Origin of the sequence: Antiquaquibacter metalliresistens, from assembly GCF_029211225.1 — a bacterium.
Lineage (GTDB): Bacteria > Actinomycetota > Actinomycetes > Actinomycetales > Microbacteriaceae > Rhodoglobus > Rhodoglobus metalliresistens.
In genome coordinates this window covers 371,390-386,452 of record NZ_JARGEM010000001.1, presented here as the reverse complement: position 1 = coordinate 386,452, position 15,063 = coordinate 371,390, and the positions used below count along the sequence as shown (strand labels likewise).

Here is a 15,063-nt window from a genome sequence, read left to right as displayed (position 1 = left end):
TCCTGGCGACTGCGCTAGACCACTTCGCAATGCCGAGGCCCTCGGCTAGGGTGGCGGGCATGCGAGAGCAGCGCGCCGTGATCGATGCCGATGTGCCCGGGGCCTATCGGGTGTGCCACGAGACCGGCGATCCCCAGCCGCAGCAGAACCCCGACCTGCTCGGCCACGTCTACGCCGGACCGTACCTGTTCGGGCAGCGTGACCTCGCCCGCGTGGTCGCCGACGACGAGGGCATCGCGGGCTACCTGTTCGGATGCGCCGACACGCGCGCCTTCGAGCAGTGGTGCGAGCGCGAGTGGTGGCCGGCCCTGCGGGCGCAGTACCCCGTGGCGTCGGCGCGCGACGCGGACCGCGAGCTCGTGCAGCTGCTGCACGAGCCGCCGCGCTCGCCCGACGCGGTGGTGCGCGAGCATCCCGCGCACCTGCACATCGACCTGCTCGACCGCACGCGGGGTCAGGGGTACGGTCGGACGCTCATCGAGTGGCTGTGCGCCGAGCTCGCCGGGCGCGGCATCCCCGGTGTGCACCTCGGCGTCGGCAGCGACAACGAGAACGCGATCGCGTTCTACGGGCACCTCGGGTTCACGGCCCTCGAGGGCGACGACGACACGCTCTGGATGGCCCGCCGCCTGACGTGAGTCAGCGCGCGCCGAGTCAGCGCGCCCCGAGTTGGCGCCGGGCCTCGTCGAGCACCTCGAGGATCTCGATCGTGTCATCCAGCGAGTGAATGGGCGACTCGGTGAGCCCGTCGGCGATGTACTGCGCGACCGCCGTCGCCTGGTAGCACAGGCCATCCCGCCATTGGAAACCGTCCGACTCATGCCACGCGACGCGATCGCCGTCCAGGGACACGAGCTCGAACGGCGCCGGGCCGGGGAAGCCGGTCGGGTAGACCAGCGTGCCCTTCGTACCGGCGATGCTCGCGCCGACCGGACCCTGCGCGCGCATGCTCGTGGTGACGGCGGCGAGCGCGCCACCGGGGTGCTCCAACGTCACGACCGCCTGCTCGTCGACACCCGTCGAGGCGAGGCTGCCGCGCGCGGTCACCGCGCTCGGCGCTCCGAGCACGAAGTGGGAGAACCAGGTCGCGTAGACGCCGAGATCGAGCAGCGCACCCCCACCGAGGGCCGGGTCGAAGGCGCGGCTGGTGGGGTCGAAGTCGAACTTCACGCTGAAGTCGGCGGTGACCATGCCGATCTCGCCGAGCACGCCATCCGCGAGCAGTTGCGCCACGACCGATGACTGCGGCAGGAACCTCGACCACATGGCCTCCATGGCGAACACGCCGGCCGCCCGGGCGGCGGCCCTGATCTCGCGCGCCTGGTCCGCCGAGACCGCGATCGGCTTCTCGATGAGCACGTGCTTGCCCGCCGCGATCGTCAGCAGCGCGAGCGCGAGGTGCTCGCTGTGCGGCGCTGCGATGTAGACGACATCGACCCCGGGGTCGCCGACGAGGGCTTCGTAGCTGACGTGCACGGTGGGGATGCCGTGCTTGGCCGCGAAGGCGCCCGCCCGCTCCGCCGAACGCGAGGCCACGGCCGCGACGCGCTGGTCGGTGTTCGCGTGCAACGTCGTCACGAAGTCGTTCGCGATGCCCCCCGGGGCGAGCACGCCCCAGCGCAGGACCGGACCGCCGCGCAGCGGCGTGTTGGTGGGTGCGGGCAGGGTGGTGGGGAACGAGCTCATGGCTCGAATCTAGCGGGCGGCGAGCTCTGCGAGCACGAGCCGCAACTGCTCCACCGCCCAGTCGAGCTCCTCCGAGGTGACGACGATCGGCGGCGCGAGCCGGATCGTCGAACCGTGCGTGTCCTTGGCGAGCACGCCGCGTGCCATCAGCCGCTCGCACACCTCGCGACCGGTCGCGAGCGCGGGATCGATGTCGATGCCGACCCACAGCCCCGCGCCGCGCACCTGCGTGACCCCGGAGCCGATGAGCGCGGCCAGGCTCGAGTGCAGGTGCGCACCGAGTTCCGCTGCGCGCCGCTGCACCTCGCCGGCGGCGAGCAGTTCGACGACGGCGAGGCCGACCGCAGCGCCGAGCGGGTTGCCGCCGAAGGTCGAGCCGTGCTGACCGGGCTGCAGTACGCCCAGGATGTCGCGATCACCGACGACCGCGCTCACCGGCACGATGCCGCCGCCGAGCGCCTTGCCCAGCAGGTAGAGGTCCGGCACGACCCCGACCAGGTCGCACGCGAACGTCGAGCCGGTGCGGCCGAGGCCGGACTGGATCTCGTCCGCGATCATCAGCACGTTCGCCCGGCGGGTGACCTCCCGCACCCGCGGCAGATAGTCCGCGGGCGGCACCAGGATGCCCGCCTCCCCCTGGATCGGCTCGATCAGCACGGCGACGACCTCGGCGCCGACCGCGGTGGCCTCGGCGATCGCGGTCTCGATGGCCGAGGCATCCCCGTAGGGCACGCTCACGAAGCCGGGGGTGAACGGTCCGAAGTCGGCGCGGGCGGCGGGATCGCTCGAGAAGCCGACGATCGTGATGGTGCGCCCGTGGAAGTTGCCGTCGGCGACGACGACGATCGCCCGCTCCGGCGCGACGCCCTTCACCCGGTAGCCCCACGCGCGCGCGAGCTTGATCGCCGATTCCACCGCCTCGGCGCCGGTGTTCATCGGCAGCACCATGTCCTTGCCCGCGAGCGCCGCGAGCGCGGCCGCGAACGGGCCGAGCCGGTCGTTGTGGAACGCCCGGCTGGTGAGGGTCACCCGGTCGAGCTGCGCCTTCGCCGCCGCGACAAGGGTCGGATGCCCGTGCCCGAAGTTCACCGCGCTGTACGCCGCGAGGCAATCGAGGTACCGCCGCCCGTCCACGTCGGTCACCCACGCGCCCTGCGCCTCGGCGATCACCACCGGCAGCGGGTGGTAGTTCTGCGCGAGATGCGCTTCCTCGAGTTCGATCAGCTCAGGCTGACGGCTCCGGCGCGGGTTCCGGGGTTCGGCGGGCATCTTTGGGCGGGAACCCGCGGCGGAGCCGTCAGCCGTCCCCCCGCCGAACCCCGAGATCCCCGCCTCGCCGACCGCTCGGTTCTCGTCGCCGATCCGCATCGCGTACCCGCCTATCGCCGCAACTCGAGGGTGCAGCACTTGACGCCGCCGCCGCCGAGCAGCAGCTCCGAGAGGTCGACGCCGATCGGGTTGTAGCCGCGTTCGGTGAGCTGACGCTCGAAGTCCTTCGCACGGGAGGCGATCACGACGTTGTAGCCGTCGCTGAACGAGTTGAGTCCGAGCACGGCCGCGTCCTCCTCGGTGACGATCACGGCATCCGGATACAGCTCGCGCAGCACGGCCAGGGAGGGCTCGTCGAACGCGATGGGTAGGTAGGCGATGTTCGTGTCGTCCAGCACGGCGACCGCGGTGTCGAGGTGGTAGAAGCTCGGGTTGATGAGGTTCAGCGAGACGACCTCGCGACCGTAGATGCCCGCGATCTCGGCGTGCGCCCGGGGGTCGGTGCGGAAGCCCTGGCCGGCGAGGATGCGATCGCCGACGAGCAGGATGTCGCCCTCGCCCTCATTGGTGAACTCGGGCTCGCGCACGTCGAAGCCCGCGCTCGCGAACCACTCCATGTACGCAGGCCCCTCGGGCTGGCGCTGCGGGTAGGTGAACTTCGCGCCGTACGCGATGCCGTCGATGACGAGCCCGCCATTGGCGGCATAGACCATGTCGTTGAGCCCCTCGATGGGCTCGATCAGGTGCACGTCGAAGCCGAGGGAGAGGTAGGTCTCGTACAGCACGTCCCACTGGCGCACCGCGAGCGAGGTGTCGGTTGGGTCTTCCGGGTGCATCCACGGGTTGATCCGGTAGCTCACGGTGAAGAACTGGGGGCGGCACATGAGAACGGATCGGGGCGTGGCGGTTCGCGTCATGTCTCCAGTGTTTCACGCAGCGATCCGCACTGTTCGGGCGTAGGGCGCATCGATGCTGCCTGAACCGCCCCCGCCACGCAGGATTTCCTCGTATCGTGGTCGGATGGACGCGCTCGATTACGGCATCATCGACCTGCTGCGACTGAACTCGCGTGCCGGCTACGGCGACATCGGCGAGGTCGTCGGGCTCTCCGCCTCGGCGGTCAAGCGCCGCGTCGACCGGCTCGTGGCGGAGGGGGTCATCCGCTCGTTCACGATCCAGGTCGACCCGAACGTCGACGGGCTCGCGACGGAGGCCTACGTCGAGCTGTTCTGCCGCGGCACGGTCGCGCCCGACGAGCTCAAGCGCATCCTCTCCGGGGTGCCGGAGGTGGTGGATGCCGGCACCGTCACCGGCTCGGCGGACGCGATCGTGCACATGCGTTCGCGCGATATCCCCTCACTCGAACTGGCCCTGGAGAAGGTGCGGATCGCGCCGAACGTCGATCACACCCGCAGCGCGATCGTGCTCTCGCGCCTCATTCACCGCCCGCACGACTGACGCCGGCGAGCACCCGGTCGCGGTGCATCTGGGTCTGGCCGAGCGCGGAGCCCAGGTAGAAGCTGTTCAACCGCTCCCACCCCGAGCTCCAGGTCAGCTGGGATGCGATCCGCCAGACGGTCGCGTGCGGCTCGCGTTCCAGCACCTCGGCGACCTCGGCGGTGCGGCGATCGTGGTGCGCGATGGTCTGCGCGCAGCGCTCGGCGAGTCCGAGGAACCGCCAGCCGTGCCCGGGGCACACCTCCAGCCCGTCGAGCGGCGCGATGGCCTCGAGCGAGCCGATCATGTCCTCGAGCGGATTGGTGCCGCGGTCGCCGCCGAGTCCGACGCCCGGGAACTGATTGGGCAGCAGGTGGTCGCCCGTGAACAGCAGTTCGTCGGAGGCGACGCAGATGTGTCCGACGGTGTGCCCCGGCGTGTGGATGACCCGCAGCTCGCGCCCCGGGATCGGCAGCAGCTCGTCGTGCTCCAGCAGGGCATCCGCGCTCACCCGGGACTGCAGTTCCCGCGCGTGCAGCACCGCTTCCAGCTCGGCGATCGCCTCGGGCGGCAACCCCCAGGCGGCGAAGTGCTCGCGATTGGCCCAGAACGGGGCGAGGTCCCCGTCGAGGGCGGCCTGCTCCTCACGGTGCATGGCGATGCGGGCGCCGGAGGCACTGCGCACGCGCTCGGCGAGGCCGAGGTGGTCGTGGTGCAGGTGGCTGAGGGTGATGGTCGCGACATCCTCGATGCCGTGCCCGATCGAGCGCAATTGCTCCTGGAGCGCGAGGAAGTTCTCGTCGAGATCGGCGCCCGGGTCGATGAGGTGCAGGTCGCCGCGGTCGTCTTCGATGATGTAGTCGAGCGTGTAGATCTCGGCGCGCGAGGCGAACGGCTGTGCGATCGCCCAGATGCCGTCGCGGATCTGCTCCATCGGGGCGGCACGGCGTTCTGCAGTCGCCTCGACCTGGGCTTGGCTCGTGGGTCGCACTCCGCCACGCTAACGCAACCGTGGCAGGGTGTTGGCATGAGTCAGTCCTGGCGTCGCCCCGAGACCTCCAGCGGCGTCGCGTTCGAGATCGATCCGAGAGGCGAGCTGCCCCCCTTCGAGCAGCTCAAGGCCCAGGTGATCGCCCGCATCGGCGCGGGCGAGCTCATCGCGGGCACGCGACTGCCCGCCGTGCGCCAGCTCGCGACCGACCTCGGCATCGCCCCCAATACGGTCGCGCGGGCCTACCGGGAGCTCGAGGCCGACGGGTTCGTCGAGACCCGGGGTCGCAACGGCACGGTCGTCAAGGCGAAGGGCGGGGATGCCGCGGCCCTGCTGCAGCTCGACGCGCAGGCCTATGCCGCCCGCGCCCTGACGCTCGGCATCGACGCCGATCGGGCCGTGGCGTTCGTCAGGGCGGCCATCGGCGGCTGAGCAGCGGTCCGGGCCCCCGCTCACACCGCACGAAGCGCCGACGTCGGGGCCAGACGTGCCGCGCTCAACGCGGGGTAGAGCCCCGCGACGGCGCCCACGACGACCGAAACGAGCGGCCCGCCCACGACCACCGGCATCGGGATCGTGGCGATCTGCCCGAGTACCGCGGCATAGCCGAACACGGCGAGGGCCCCGATCACCATGCCGGCGGCGCCACCGAGAGCGCCGAGGATGAGGGCCTCGCCGACGAACTGCCCCGCGATCTGACCCGGTCGCGCCCCCAGCGCTCGCCGAAGGCCGATCTCGCCTCGTCGCTCGAGCACGGCGACGACCATCGTGTTGGCGATGCCGACCCCTCCCACGAGCAGTGCGATGGCCGCGAGACCCACCGCGAGACCCGAGAGCGTCTCGTCGGTCGTCTGGCGGGCGCCGACGAGCTCGGCGAGGTCGGCAACCAGCACGTAGGGCGAGGTGGGATTCGCGGCCCGCGTCACCGCGTCGCGAATCGTGTCGACCTCGCCCGCTGTCGAGCGAACGTAGATTGCTGCGATGGCGTGTTCCTCCCCCTCGGACACCCGGCCGGCTGCCCAAGCGTCGCCGAGGAACACGCCCGTGTCCACGGCCTCGGCGAGGCCCGCACCCGCGAGGATGCCGGTGACCGCGTACCACTGCTCGCCGATCCATACCCGCACGCCCGGGTCGGTGACCCCGAGTCGAGCGGCGGCGGCGGCGCCGAGCACCGCGACGGGGAGCGCGCGCGAATGCTCGTCGAACCACACGCCCTTCGCCAGTCTCCCCTCGACCGCTGAGAGGAAGCCCGGACTCGCTCCGTACACGGTGAGTCCGTTTCCGCGGGTCTCCGGGATGAGATCGTTGCGGTAGGCACCGGTGCCCTCGGGCGTGCTGTAGAGCACTCCCGTCTCTTCGACGCCGTCGATGCGCCCGATCATGCCGGGTGCCGAATCGGGCAGCGGCACCTTCTCGTTGCTGGGCCCATAGCCCGGTTGCACGACGAGCAGGTTGGCGCCGAGTGCGTCGAGCCGGGCGAGCAACGCAGCCTGGTTCGACGCCGCGATCCCGGTGATCGCGGTGAGGGCGGCGATCCCGACCGCGACGCCCAGAGCGGAGAGCGCGGTGCGCAGCTTCCGGCTGCGCGGCCCGATGAGCGCGGTGCGGATCGTGTCGGCGATGCTCAGTCGGATGACGTCCCGGCTCATCGATCGCTCCCGACAAGCGCGACAGTGTCGGCGACGATGCGACCGTCGTGGATGCTCACCCGACGCTCGGTGCGGTCTGCGATGCGCAGGTCGTGCGTGATGATCACGACCGCCGTCCCGTCGGACGCGATCGAGGTCAGCAGCTCGAGAACGCTCTCCCCCGTCGTCGAATCGAGGGCTCCGGTCGGCTCGTCGGCGAAGAGCACGGCCGGCTCGCCCACGACCGCGCGTGCGATCGCGACGCGCTGCTGCTCCCCGCCCGAGAGTTCCCCCGGACGGTGCCTCATGCGAGACCCGAGGCCGACGCGCTCGAGCGCGTCCGCCGCGCGTCGCGCGCGCTCACCCGCGGGAACACCGGCGTACAGCAGTCCCAGGGCGACGTTGTCGAGCGCGTCGAGCGCCGGCAGGAGGAAGAACTGCTGGAACACGAAGCCGATTCGGCGGGCCCGCAACGCGGCCCGGTCGCGTTCACCCAGACTCGCCGCGTCGATGCCGTCGACGAGCACCCTGCCCGCAGTCGGCTCGTCGAGCATCCCCATGATCGCGAGCATCGTGCTCTTGCCGGAGCCGGAGGCCCCGACGACCGAGACGAGCTCTCCGGCTCCGAGCGCGAGGCTCACCCCGTGCAGCACGCGTAAGGGAGGCGAGCCCGGATACTCCTTGACGACATCGACGAGCTCGACGACCGGCGTAGCGTTCACTGAGCCACCACCACAAGGTCGCCCTCGACGAGATCGCCGCCGATCACCTGCACACGCGCGTCGGCGATGAGGCCGAGCTCGACCGGGACGCGCACCGTCTCCTCCTCACGCACGACGTCGACCGCATAGCCGCCGTCGATCGTCGCAACGAGCGCGGTCACCGGCACGACGAGGGCGTCAGCGACCGCGGCCGCCGCGAGAGACACCTTGACCGCACGCAGACCGATGCCCTCGGCTGCGCCCGGGTCATCGAGCTCGACGACGGCCGTAGGCGATGTCGTCTCCTCGTCCTTGCCAGTGGGTTCGCCTCCGGGGTCGATCGCCGTGATCTCGCCCGCCAGGTCGGTGCCATCCGGCAAAGTCACGGTCACGACCGTCGCCGGGAGGATCTCACGAGCCTGTGCATCCGTGAGCTTCGCGATCACTCGTAGCGAGGTGCTCGTATAGGCGAACGAGCCCGCGACCGCCTGATCTCCGAGTTCGGCGATCACGGAATCGATCCGGATCGAGTCCGATCCGACAGCGACCACGTCACCGAGCCCAACGGTGCCCGTGACCTCGAAGCCTGATGCCTCCTGCCAAGCCTCGACGGCGCGCTCGGTGCCGCGGGTGAAGACGGTGTCGACGTCGAGTTCGGTTCCGAAGCCCGCGCTCACGAGAAACTGCTCCAGTTGTTGGATGTCCGGCCCGTCAGGCGAGTCATAGCTCAGTGGTCGCCAGAACGGCCTGTCACCGCGCACGGCGACGACCGGCTTGCCGTCGACCTCATAGAGGGCCTGCCCGACGGAGACGATCTGGCCGGCCTTCGGCAGGGCGGTGATCGTCCCCGAGCGACCCGGAAGGTCGATGGACTCGCCGTAGCTGAGGTTGCCGTTGAGCACGAGGTTCGAGGTGAGCGTTGTGCGCTCGACGACCTCGGTGACTGGCCCGCTCGACTCGGTCTCGAGCTCGGGGTCGGATCGCCAGGGCTGCAGCACGGCGATCGCGATCACGATCGCACCGAGCACGCAGATCAGCGCGAACGCGAGGCGGCGGCTCATCCGTTCTCCGGACCACCGGACACCGAGGTCCCGCTCTGGATGCTGCCGGTGATGTACTCGGACATCACCGCGAACACATCGAAGTCGAGCGACTCGACGGTCTCGCGTTCCAGCGGAAGCCCGAGCCCGCCGAGCACCTCGGAGCAGGCTTCGAGGAGGGAGCGGAACTCGTCCTCGGAGATGCCCCTGGGCAAGGTGATCACCCCGCCCCCGCTGGGGTCGGCGAAGTCCGCGTACCCGTTCTCGCGAGCGCAGGCGGCGAACGCGAGGCTCGCGTCGACCTGTTCCTCCTGGCTGATGCGGTTGGCCTCCGCGTCGGGGTTCGTCATGCTCGGTCTCGGTTGCTGGAACTCTGGCACCTCGCTCACACACGCGGCCCACGCCTCGCGCATGCCGCCCTCCTCGGGATACGCATCGGCGTCGGACGCGGCCATCCACTGTCCCTCTTCGTCGACGAAGACGCTCACGACCGTCAGAGGCTCACCCAGCGTGCCGGATGTGCCGCCCTCGGCCGAGAGGCTGCCGTCCGGACCAGTCCCCTCGGGCATCAGCACTCCGACCATGCCGCTCGGGACGATCTTGGCGATCTGGCCGTGCCCTTCCAAGCAGGCGACGAAACGTGAGGCGGCCGCATCGTTGGCTCCGTCATCCGAACCGTCCTGGGTGTGCGGAGGTGCGGTGCAGCCCGCCAGCGCGAGCGCGCCGAGTGCGAGCAGGGTCAGGAGGGGCCGTTGGTAGATCGACATGATGTCTGCTCCTTTCGGTCGCGATGGGCCCGCGACTCTCCTGGCCAGTTCTACGGATGCCGTGGTTTGCTTCCGGTGTGAGTCCGCCTAACCCATCCCTAACCGCCGGCAGCCCAATCTCGGTTCGCGAAGGAGGCGACATGAGATTGCTGCTCGTCGAAGACGAAACCGACCTCGCGGATGCCCTCGCCGAGGGCCTGCGACGGGAGGGCTACCTCGTGGACGTCGCCCGCGACGGGTCTGCCGCGCTCGTGGCCGCCGGAGCCGCCGACATCGCGTCATCGTGCTCGATCGCGACCTCCCCGTGCTCAGTGGCGATGCCGTCTGTCGCACGCTCGTGGCGGAGCGACACCCCGCGCGGATCCTCATGCTCACGGCGGCGGGCACCCTCGGTGATCGTGTGGAGGGCCTCGATCTCGGCGCGGACGACTACCTCGCGAAGCCCTTCGCCTATCTCGAGCTCACGGCTCGGATCCGCGCGCTCGCCCGACGACGCGGTGCCGGCGGTGCGACGGGCGTGCTCGAGGCCGCGGGCGTACGCCTCGACAGCGTGCGCCGTGTGGCCGAACGTGATGGCGTTCCGGTATCGCTGACGCCCAAGGAGTTCGGGGTGCTCGAGGCGCTGCTGGTGGCATCCGGGGGCTATGTCCGCGTGGAGGAGCTGCTCGATGAAGTCTGGGAGGATCCGCGCGAGCGGACACGCGGAGTGGTCAAGGTCGTCGTCCACACGCTGCGGCGCAAGCTCGGATCGCCGGGCATCATCCATTCATCCCCCGGCTACGGCTATCGGGTGGGCGAGCCGTGAAGCGTCCTCGACTGACCTTCCGCGCTCGGCTCGGCCTCATCATCATGGCGGTGTTCATCGCCGCGGGCGCGGGGTTGCTCGCGGCGCAGTACCTCGTCGTGCAGGAGCTGTTCGCCTCGGCGATCCGGGTGACGCTCAGCAGTTGCGTCGAGTCCGGGTCCATGGCGCCCGCGGACTCGAACGGCACTCTGGTCGCGACCGGGTGCATGCTCGGCAGCGGGTCGGGGGACGCATCCACGTCAGTGGAGGAAGCACTGCCTGCAGCCGGGACGATGTCCGTTTCCAGCGGGCCGGTGCTCCAGCAATCCGCCTTCCTCTCCGCGACGGTGGGTGAGGGTCTGCTGCCCTGGTCGATCGCGCTGCTGGCAGCGTTCACGGTCGTCGCGGCGGCCGTCGCGTTCTGGCTCGCTCGCCGTTCGCTCGATCGCATCGGCGAGGTGACCGCGACCGCACGCGATATCTCCGAGCGCGACCTCGGTCGGCGTCTCGAGCTGCCGGGGCCGAACGATGAGATCAAGGAGCTCGGCGACACCATCGACGGCATGCTCGATCGCCTTCAGTTGGCGTTCGCCGCCCAGGACCGCTTTGTCGCCAATGCCTCGCACGAGTTGCGCACGCCGCTGACCACGACGCGAATCGCCCTCGAAATACCGCTCGACCAGGGCGTCGTGCCAGCGGAGCTCGAGCCCGCTCTGCGACGCGCGCTGCGGGCGACGCTGCAGAGCGAGCGACTCATCACCTCGCTGTTGGCGCTCGCACGCTCGCGCGCTCGAATCGACGGTGCGGACGAGGTCGACTTCGGCTCTCTCGTGAGGGCGGAGCTGGATGACCTGGCCGAGGCGGCAGATGCCCGGGGCATTCGCGTGCGGGCCGAGCTCACGAATGCGTCGGTGAAGGCCGAGCCCGTGCTCCTTGCGCGGGCCGTGCGCAACCTCCTCGACAATGCCATCCGGCACAACGTCGAGGGCGGACTGCTCGAGGTGCACATGCGGCGAGAAGGCCCGATGGTGGTCTTGGATGTCGCCAACAGCGGCGAGGAGATCGATGCGTCGACGCTCGCCCTGCTCACCGAGCCGTTCTACCGCGCGGACGCCAGTCGCACCGCGCGTGGGGACGGCATCGGTCTCGGCCTCGGCCTCGCCATCGTGGAGAGCGTCGCAGCGACCCACGGCGGTCGACTCGAAGTCGTAGGCCGGGCGGGCGGCGGACTCATCGCGCGACTGGGTCTTCCGGCGCTCTGAACACCCGCGTTCCTCAGATCGGCAGCTCCGCGAACTCGCGATCGGGATTGCCGAAGCGGTGCGCGGTGATGCTCACCGACTGCTCGCGCAGGAAGGGCAGCAGCTCGACCCGGCCCGAGGTGGTCACCGGTCCCGCCACGATCGCGGTGTCGGCGTCGAGCACGGCGGCGAGCGCGACCGGGTCACCGCCGACGAGGCGGATGCGTGCGGCATCCGTTCCCGGCACCCGCGCCAGCCATGCCGCGTCGGACTCGACGTTCAGCGAACGCACCGTGACGGGCGGCACCGGAGCCGCGAACGACTGCACCAGCGCGGTCGGCAACGGCAGCGCGCTCGAGATGTCGATGGTCGCCCCCGCGCGGGCGGCGGCCGCGATGAGCCGGATCAGCCGATCGAGCGGCTCGCCCTCGCAGAGCCGAACGGTCACCGTCGTCGGCAGGTAGCGGAACACGTTGCGTTCGACACCGAGGCCCGAGACATCCCGGCTGACGCCGTACTCCGCTCGCCAGGCGAGCTCGTCGCTCTGCGCGGCAGCGCGCACCCGATCGAAGCCGGGGAAGTCCATGCCGGTCTGCGCCTTCTTGATCACCGAGGCGACCCGATCGGAGATGCCGTCGAGCAGGATGTCGTTGACCGGCTCGCGCTCGACCGCCGCCCACGACCCGAGGGATGCGACATAGTTGGGGCCGCCGGCCTTGGCGACGGGGCCGACCGCGGAGCGCTTCCACCCCCCGAAGGGCTGACGACGCACGATCGCGCCGGTGATGCCGCGGTTGACGTAGAGATTGCCGGCCTGCACGGTGTCGAGCCAGCGGGCGACCTCGGCGGTGTCGAGCGAGTGGATGCCCGCCGTCAACCCGAACTCCACCGCGTTCTGCAGTTCGATGGCCTCGTCGAGTGTCGCGGCGGTCATGATGCCGAGCACCGGCCCGAAGTACTCGGTGCGATGGAACTCGCTGCCGGGCTGCACGCCGGTGCGGATGCCGGGCGACCACAGCAGGCCGCGGTCGTCCAGACGGCGGGGCTGCAGCATCCACTGCTCGCCCGGCCCGAGGGTCGTGAGTGCGTCGAGGAGCTTGCCGTGCGCGGGCTCGACGAGCGGCCCCATCTGGGTGGCGCGCTGTTGCGGCCAGCCGACGCGCAGGGTGCGTGCGGCATCCTCGAGCTGCCTGGCGAAGCGTTCGCTGCGGGCGACGGAACCGACCAGGATCGCCAACGACGCGGCCGAGCACTTCTGCCCGGCGTGCCCGAACGCGCTGCGCACGATGTCGGCGACGGCGAGATCGAGGTCGGCGCTCGGCGTGACGATGATGGCGTTCTTGCCGCTGGTCTCCGCCACGAGCGGCAGGTCCGGCCGCCAGGAGCGGAACAGCTGTGCTGTCTCGTAGGCCCCGGTGAGGATCACCCTGTCGACCGCGGGGTGCGCGATGAGTCGCGGGCCGAGGTCGCGGTCACCCAGTTCGACCAGCTGCAGCAGCTCGCGCGGCACCCCGGCCTCCCAGAGCGCCTCCACCATCACCGCGGCGCTGCGCTTGGACAGCGAGGCCGGCTTGATGATCGCCGCACCACCGGCGGCGAGCGCGGCGAGCACCCCGCCCGCCGGGATCGCGACCGGGAAGTTCCAGGGCGGCGTCACCACGGTGAGTCTCGGCGGTCGCCACGTCGCGTCGTCGACCGACTCGAGCTCGCCGATGCGGCTCGCGTAGTACCGCGCGAAGTCGACGGCCTCGCTGACCTCGACATCGCCCTCCGCGATCGTCTTGCCAGCTTCGCTCGCCATCACTTCGACAAGGCGTCCACGGAAGGCCGCCAGCACGTCCCCCGCGTCGCGCAGCACGCGCGCGCGCTCGGCGGCGGGGCGCGCGGCCCACTCGGCGGCGGCGCGAAGTGCGGTCTCGACGCGGTACTCGAGGGCCGCGGCATCCGCCACCCGGCCCGCAGCGATGGTGTCGACACCGAGCTGCGAATCGGCACTGCGCTCGAGCACCGCGTTGGCCCACACTCGATTCGCCGCGATCGAGGGATCGGTGTCCGGCTCGTTCTGGAACTCGACCCCCGAGACGGCGAGCATGCGCCCGCGGTGCTGGGTGCGGTGCGACGACGGCACGGTGTCGTCGAGCCTGGCGAGTGCATCGAGGAACCGCTCCGCCTCGCGCGCGAAGACCGTCTCGTCGGTCGCGAGCTCGAACACGCCGGACATGAAGTTCTCCTGGCTGGAGTTCTCCTCGAGCCTGCGGATGAGATAGCTGATCGCCGAGTCGAACTCGCGCGGGTGCACGACGGGCGTGTACAACAGCAGGCCGCCCACGTCGTGCTTCACGGCATCGGCCTGGCCGGTGGCCATGCCCAGCAGCATCTCGAACTCGACGCGGTGCTCCACCTTGCGGGCCTTGGCGAGCAACCAGGCGAAGGCCACGTCGAACAGGTTGTGCCCGGCGACGCCGATCCGCACGGCGTCGGTGCGCTCGGGTGTGAAGGCCCACTCGAGCACCCGCTTGTAGTTCGTGTCGGTTTCGAGCTTCGAGTGCCAGGTCGCCAACGGCCAGCCGTGCATGGTGGCGTCGACCCGCTCCATGGCGAGGTTGGCGCCCTTGACCACACGCACCTTGATGCCCGCTCCCCCCTGCGCCCGACGCTCGACCGCCCACCGCGTCAGGCCCTGGAGCGCGGCGAGCGCATCCGGCAGGTAGGCCTGCAGCACGATGCCCGCCTCGAGATCGCGCAGGGCCGGTTGGTCGAGCAGCCGCTGGAACACCGCGACCGTCAGATCGAGGTCGCGGTACTCCTCCATGTCGAGGTTGATGAACTTCGCGGTCGGGGACTGCGCCGCGAACTCGTAGAGCGGGGTCAGGCGTTCCACGACGAGGTCGACCATGTCGTCGAAGGCCCACATCGACAGTTGGCTGGCGATCGAGGAGACCTTGATGGAGACGTAGTCGACGTCCGGCCGCTCGAGCAGCTCCCGAGTGCCGGCGAGCCGGTTGGCGGCCTCGTCATCACCGAGCACGGCCTCGCCGAGCAGGTTGAGGTTCAGGCGGATGCCCCGTCCCCTCAGCCGCGCGAGCGTGGTGTCGAGCCGCTTCGGCGTCGCGTCGATCACGAGGTGGCCCACCATGCGGCGGAACACCCATCGGGCCAGCGGCACGATCGGCCACGGCAGCAGCGGCGCGAAGCCGCCGCCGAGCTGAATCGCGACGCGCAGATACCAGGGCAGGAACGCCGGGATGCGACGGCTCAATCGCTCGAGGTTGCGGGCGGCCACGCGCAGATCCTCGGGACGCACGACGCGATCGACGAACCCGATCGTGAACTCGAGGCCGAGCGGGTCCTTCAGCAGGCCCGCCAGTCGCGCCGCGCTCGCATCGGCGGGCACGCCCTCGCTGGCGGCGAGCCAGCGGCGAACGGTCGCGAGAGTCTCATCGCCGAGGTCGGCGGGGCGCACGAGAGGTCCGGTCTCCGCGGGGAGCATGCGAAAAGCCTAGTGACGCGCGGGCGGCG

General features: G+C 70.6%; 14 protein-coding genes. 5 read left to right on the top strand and 9 right to left on the bottom strand.

The window, feature by feature from the left end:
* Positions 1-59: 59 nt before the first annotated feature.
* Positions 60-638, top strand: a complete 579-nt coding sequence (locus PYV02_RS01980; RefSeq protein ID WP_275755664.1) for a GNAT family N-acetyltransferase — start codon at positions 60-62, stop codon at positions 636-638.
* 16 nt (positions 639-654) lie between these two features.
* Here PYV02_RS01980 and PYV02_RS01975 read toward each other — a convergent pair whose 3' ends face one another.
* From PYV02_RS01975 to ddaH, 3 genes are all read right to left on the bottom strand, one after another.
* A complete protein-coding gene (locus PYV02_RS01975; RefSeq protein WP_275755662.1) occupies positions 655-1,686 on the bottom strand; it encodes a Gfo/Idh/MocA family protein in 1,032 nt (343 codons plus the stop codon).
* A 9-nt stretch (positions 1,687-1,695) separates the two neighbouring features.
* Positions 1,696-2,955: an ornithine--oxo-acid transaminase gene (rocD, locus tag PYV02_RS01970; protein WP_275755660.1), complete on the bottom strand. Its 1,260-nt coding sequence runs from the start codon at positions 2,953-2,955 to the stop codon at positions 1,696-1,698.
* 110 nt (positions 2,956-3,065) lie between these two features.
* Positions 3,066-3,872: a dimethylargininase gene (gene ddaH, locus PYV02_RS01965; protein ID WP_275755657.1), complete on the bottom strand. Its 807-nt coding sequence runs from the start codon at positions 3,870-3,872 to the stop codon at positions 3,066-3,068.
* 103 nt (positions 3,873-3,975) lie between these two features.
* Here ddaH and PYV02_RS01960 point away from each other — a divergent pair, with 103 nt between their 5' ends.
* Positions 3,976-4,413 (top strand): Lrp/AsnC family transcriptional regulator, encoded by a 438-nt coding sequence (locus PYV02_RS01960; RefSeq protein ID WP_275755655.1) that lies wholly within the window; start codon positions 3,976-3,978, stop codon positions 4,411-4,413.
* Here PYV02_RS01960 and PYV02_RS01955 read toward each other — a convergent pair.
* Positions 4,391-5,383, bottom strand: a complete 993-nt coding sequence (locus PYV02_RS01955; protein ID WP_275755653.1) for an MBL fold metallo-hydrolase — start codon at positions 5,381-5,383, stop codon at positions 4,391-4,393. The two genes, PYV02_RS01960 and PYV02_RS01955, sit on opposite strands and share 23 nt — an antisense overlap.
* Positions 5,384-5,419: 36 nt before the next feature.
* On the opposite strand from PYV02_RS01955, the gene PYV02_RS01950 reads away from it, so the two are divergent.
* Positions 5,420-5,815, top strand: a complete 396-nt coding sequence (locus tag PYV02_RS01950) for a GntR family transcriptional regulator (protein WP_275755651.1) — start codon at positions 5,420-5,422, stop codon at positions 5,813-5,815.
* Between the two features lie 20 nt (positions 5,816-5,835).
* Here the strand turns inward: PYV02_RS01950 and PYV02_RS01945 are convergent, their stop codons facing one another.
* From PYV02_RS01945 to PYV02_RS01930, 4 genes are read right to left on the bottom strand one after another with little or no spacing between them, the layout of a single operon-like run.
* Positions 5,836-7,032, bottom strand: a complete 1,197-nt coding sequence (locus PYV02_RS01945; protein WP_275755649.1) for an ABC transporter permease — start codon at positions 7,030-7,032, stop codon at positions 5,836-5,838.
* On the bottom strand, positions 7,029-7,733 hold the full coding sequence (locus PYV02_RS01940; RefSeq protein ID WP_275755646.1) for an ABC transporter ATP-binding protein: 705 nt from the start codon (positions 7,731-7,733) through the stop codon (positions 7,029-7,031). The genes PYV02_RS01945 and PYV02_RS01940 overlap by 4 nt, the downstream gene beginning before the upstream one ends.
* A complete protein-coding gene (locus PYV02_RS01935; RefSeq protein WP_275755644.1) occupies positions 7,730-8,773 on the bottom strand; it encodes a peptidoglycan-binding protein in 1,044 nt (347 codons plus the stop codon). Before PYV02_RS01935 ends, PYV02_RS01940 begins: the two co-directional genes overlap by 4 nt.
* On the bottom strand, positions 8,770-9,519 hold the full coding sequence (locus PYV02_RS01930; RefSeq protein ID WP_275755642.1) for a hypothetical protein: 750 nt from the start codon (positions 9,517-9,519) through the stop codon (positions 8,770-8,772). The genes PYV02_RS01935 and PYV02_RS01930 overlap by 4 nt, the downstream gene beginning before the upstream one ends.
* Positions 9,520-9,613: 94 nt before the next feature.
* On the opposite strand from PYV02_RS01930, the gene PYV02_RS01925 reads away from it, so the two are divergent.
* The gene (locus PYV02_RS01925) at positions 9,614-10,324 is read left to right on the top strand and encodes a response regulator transcription factor (protein ID WP_476693112.1); all 711 of its coding nucleotides are present in this window, start codon (positions 9,614-9,616) and stop codon (positions 10,322-10,324) included.
* Positions 10,321-11,565, top strand: a complete 1,245-nt coding sequence (locus PYV02_RS01920; protein WP_275755639.1) for a sensor histidine kinase — start codon at positions 10,321-10,323, stop codon at positions 11,563-11,565. Before PYV02_RS01925 ends, PYV02_RS01920 begins: the two co-directional genes overlap by 4 nt.
* 13 nt (positions 11,566-11,578) lie before the next feature.
* Here PYV02_RS01920 and PYV02_RS01915 read toward each other — a convergent pair whose 3' ends face one another.
* Positions 11,579-15,034: a bifunctional proline dehydrogenase/L-glutamate gamma-semialdehyde dehydrogenase gene (locus PYV02_RS01915; protein ID WP_275755638.1), complete on the bottom strand. Its 3,456-nt coding sequence runs from the start codon at positions 15,032-15,034 to the stop codon at positions 11,579-11,581.
* Between the last annotated feature and the right edge of the window lie 29 nt (positions 15,035-15,063).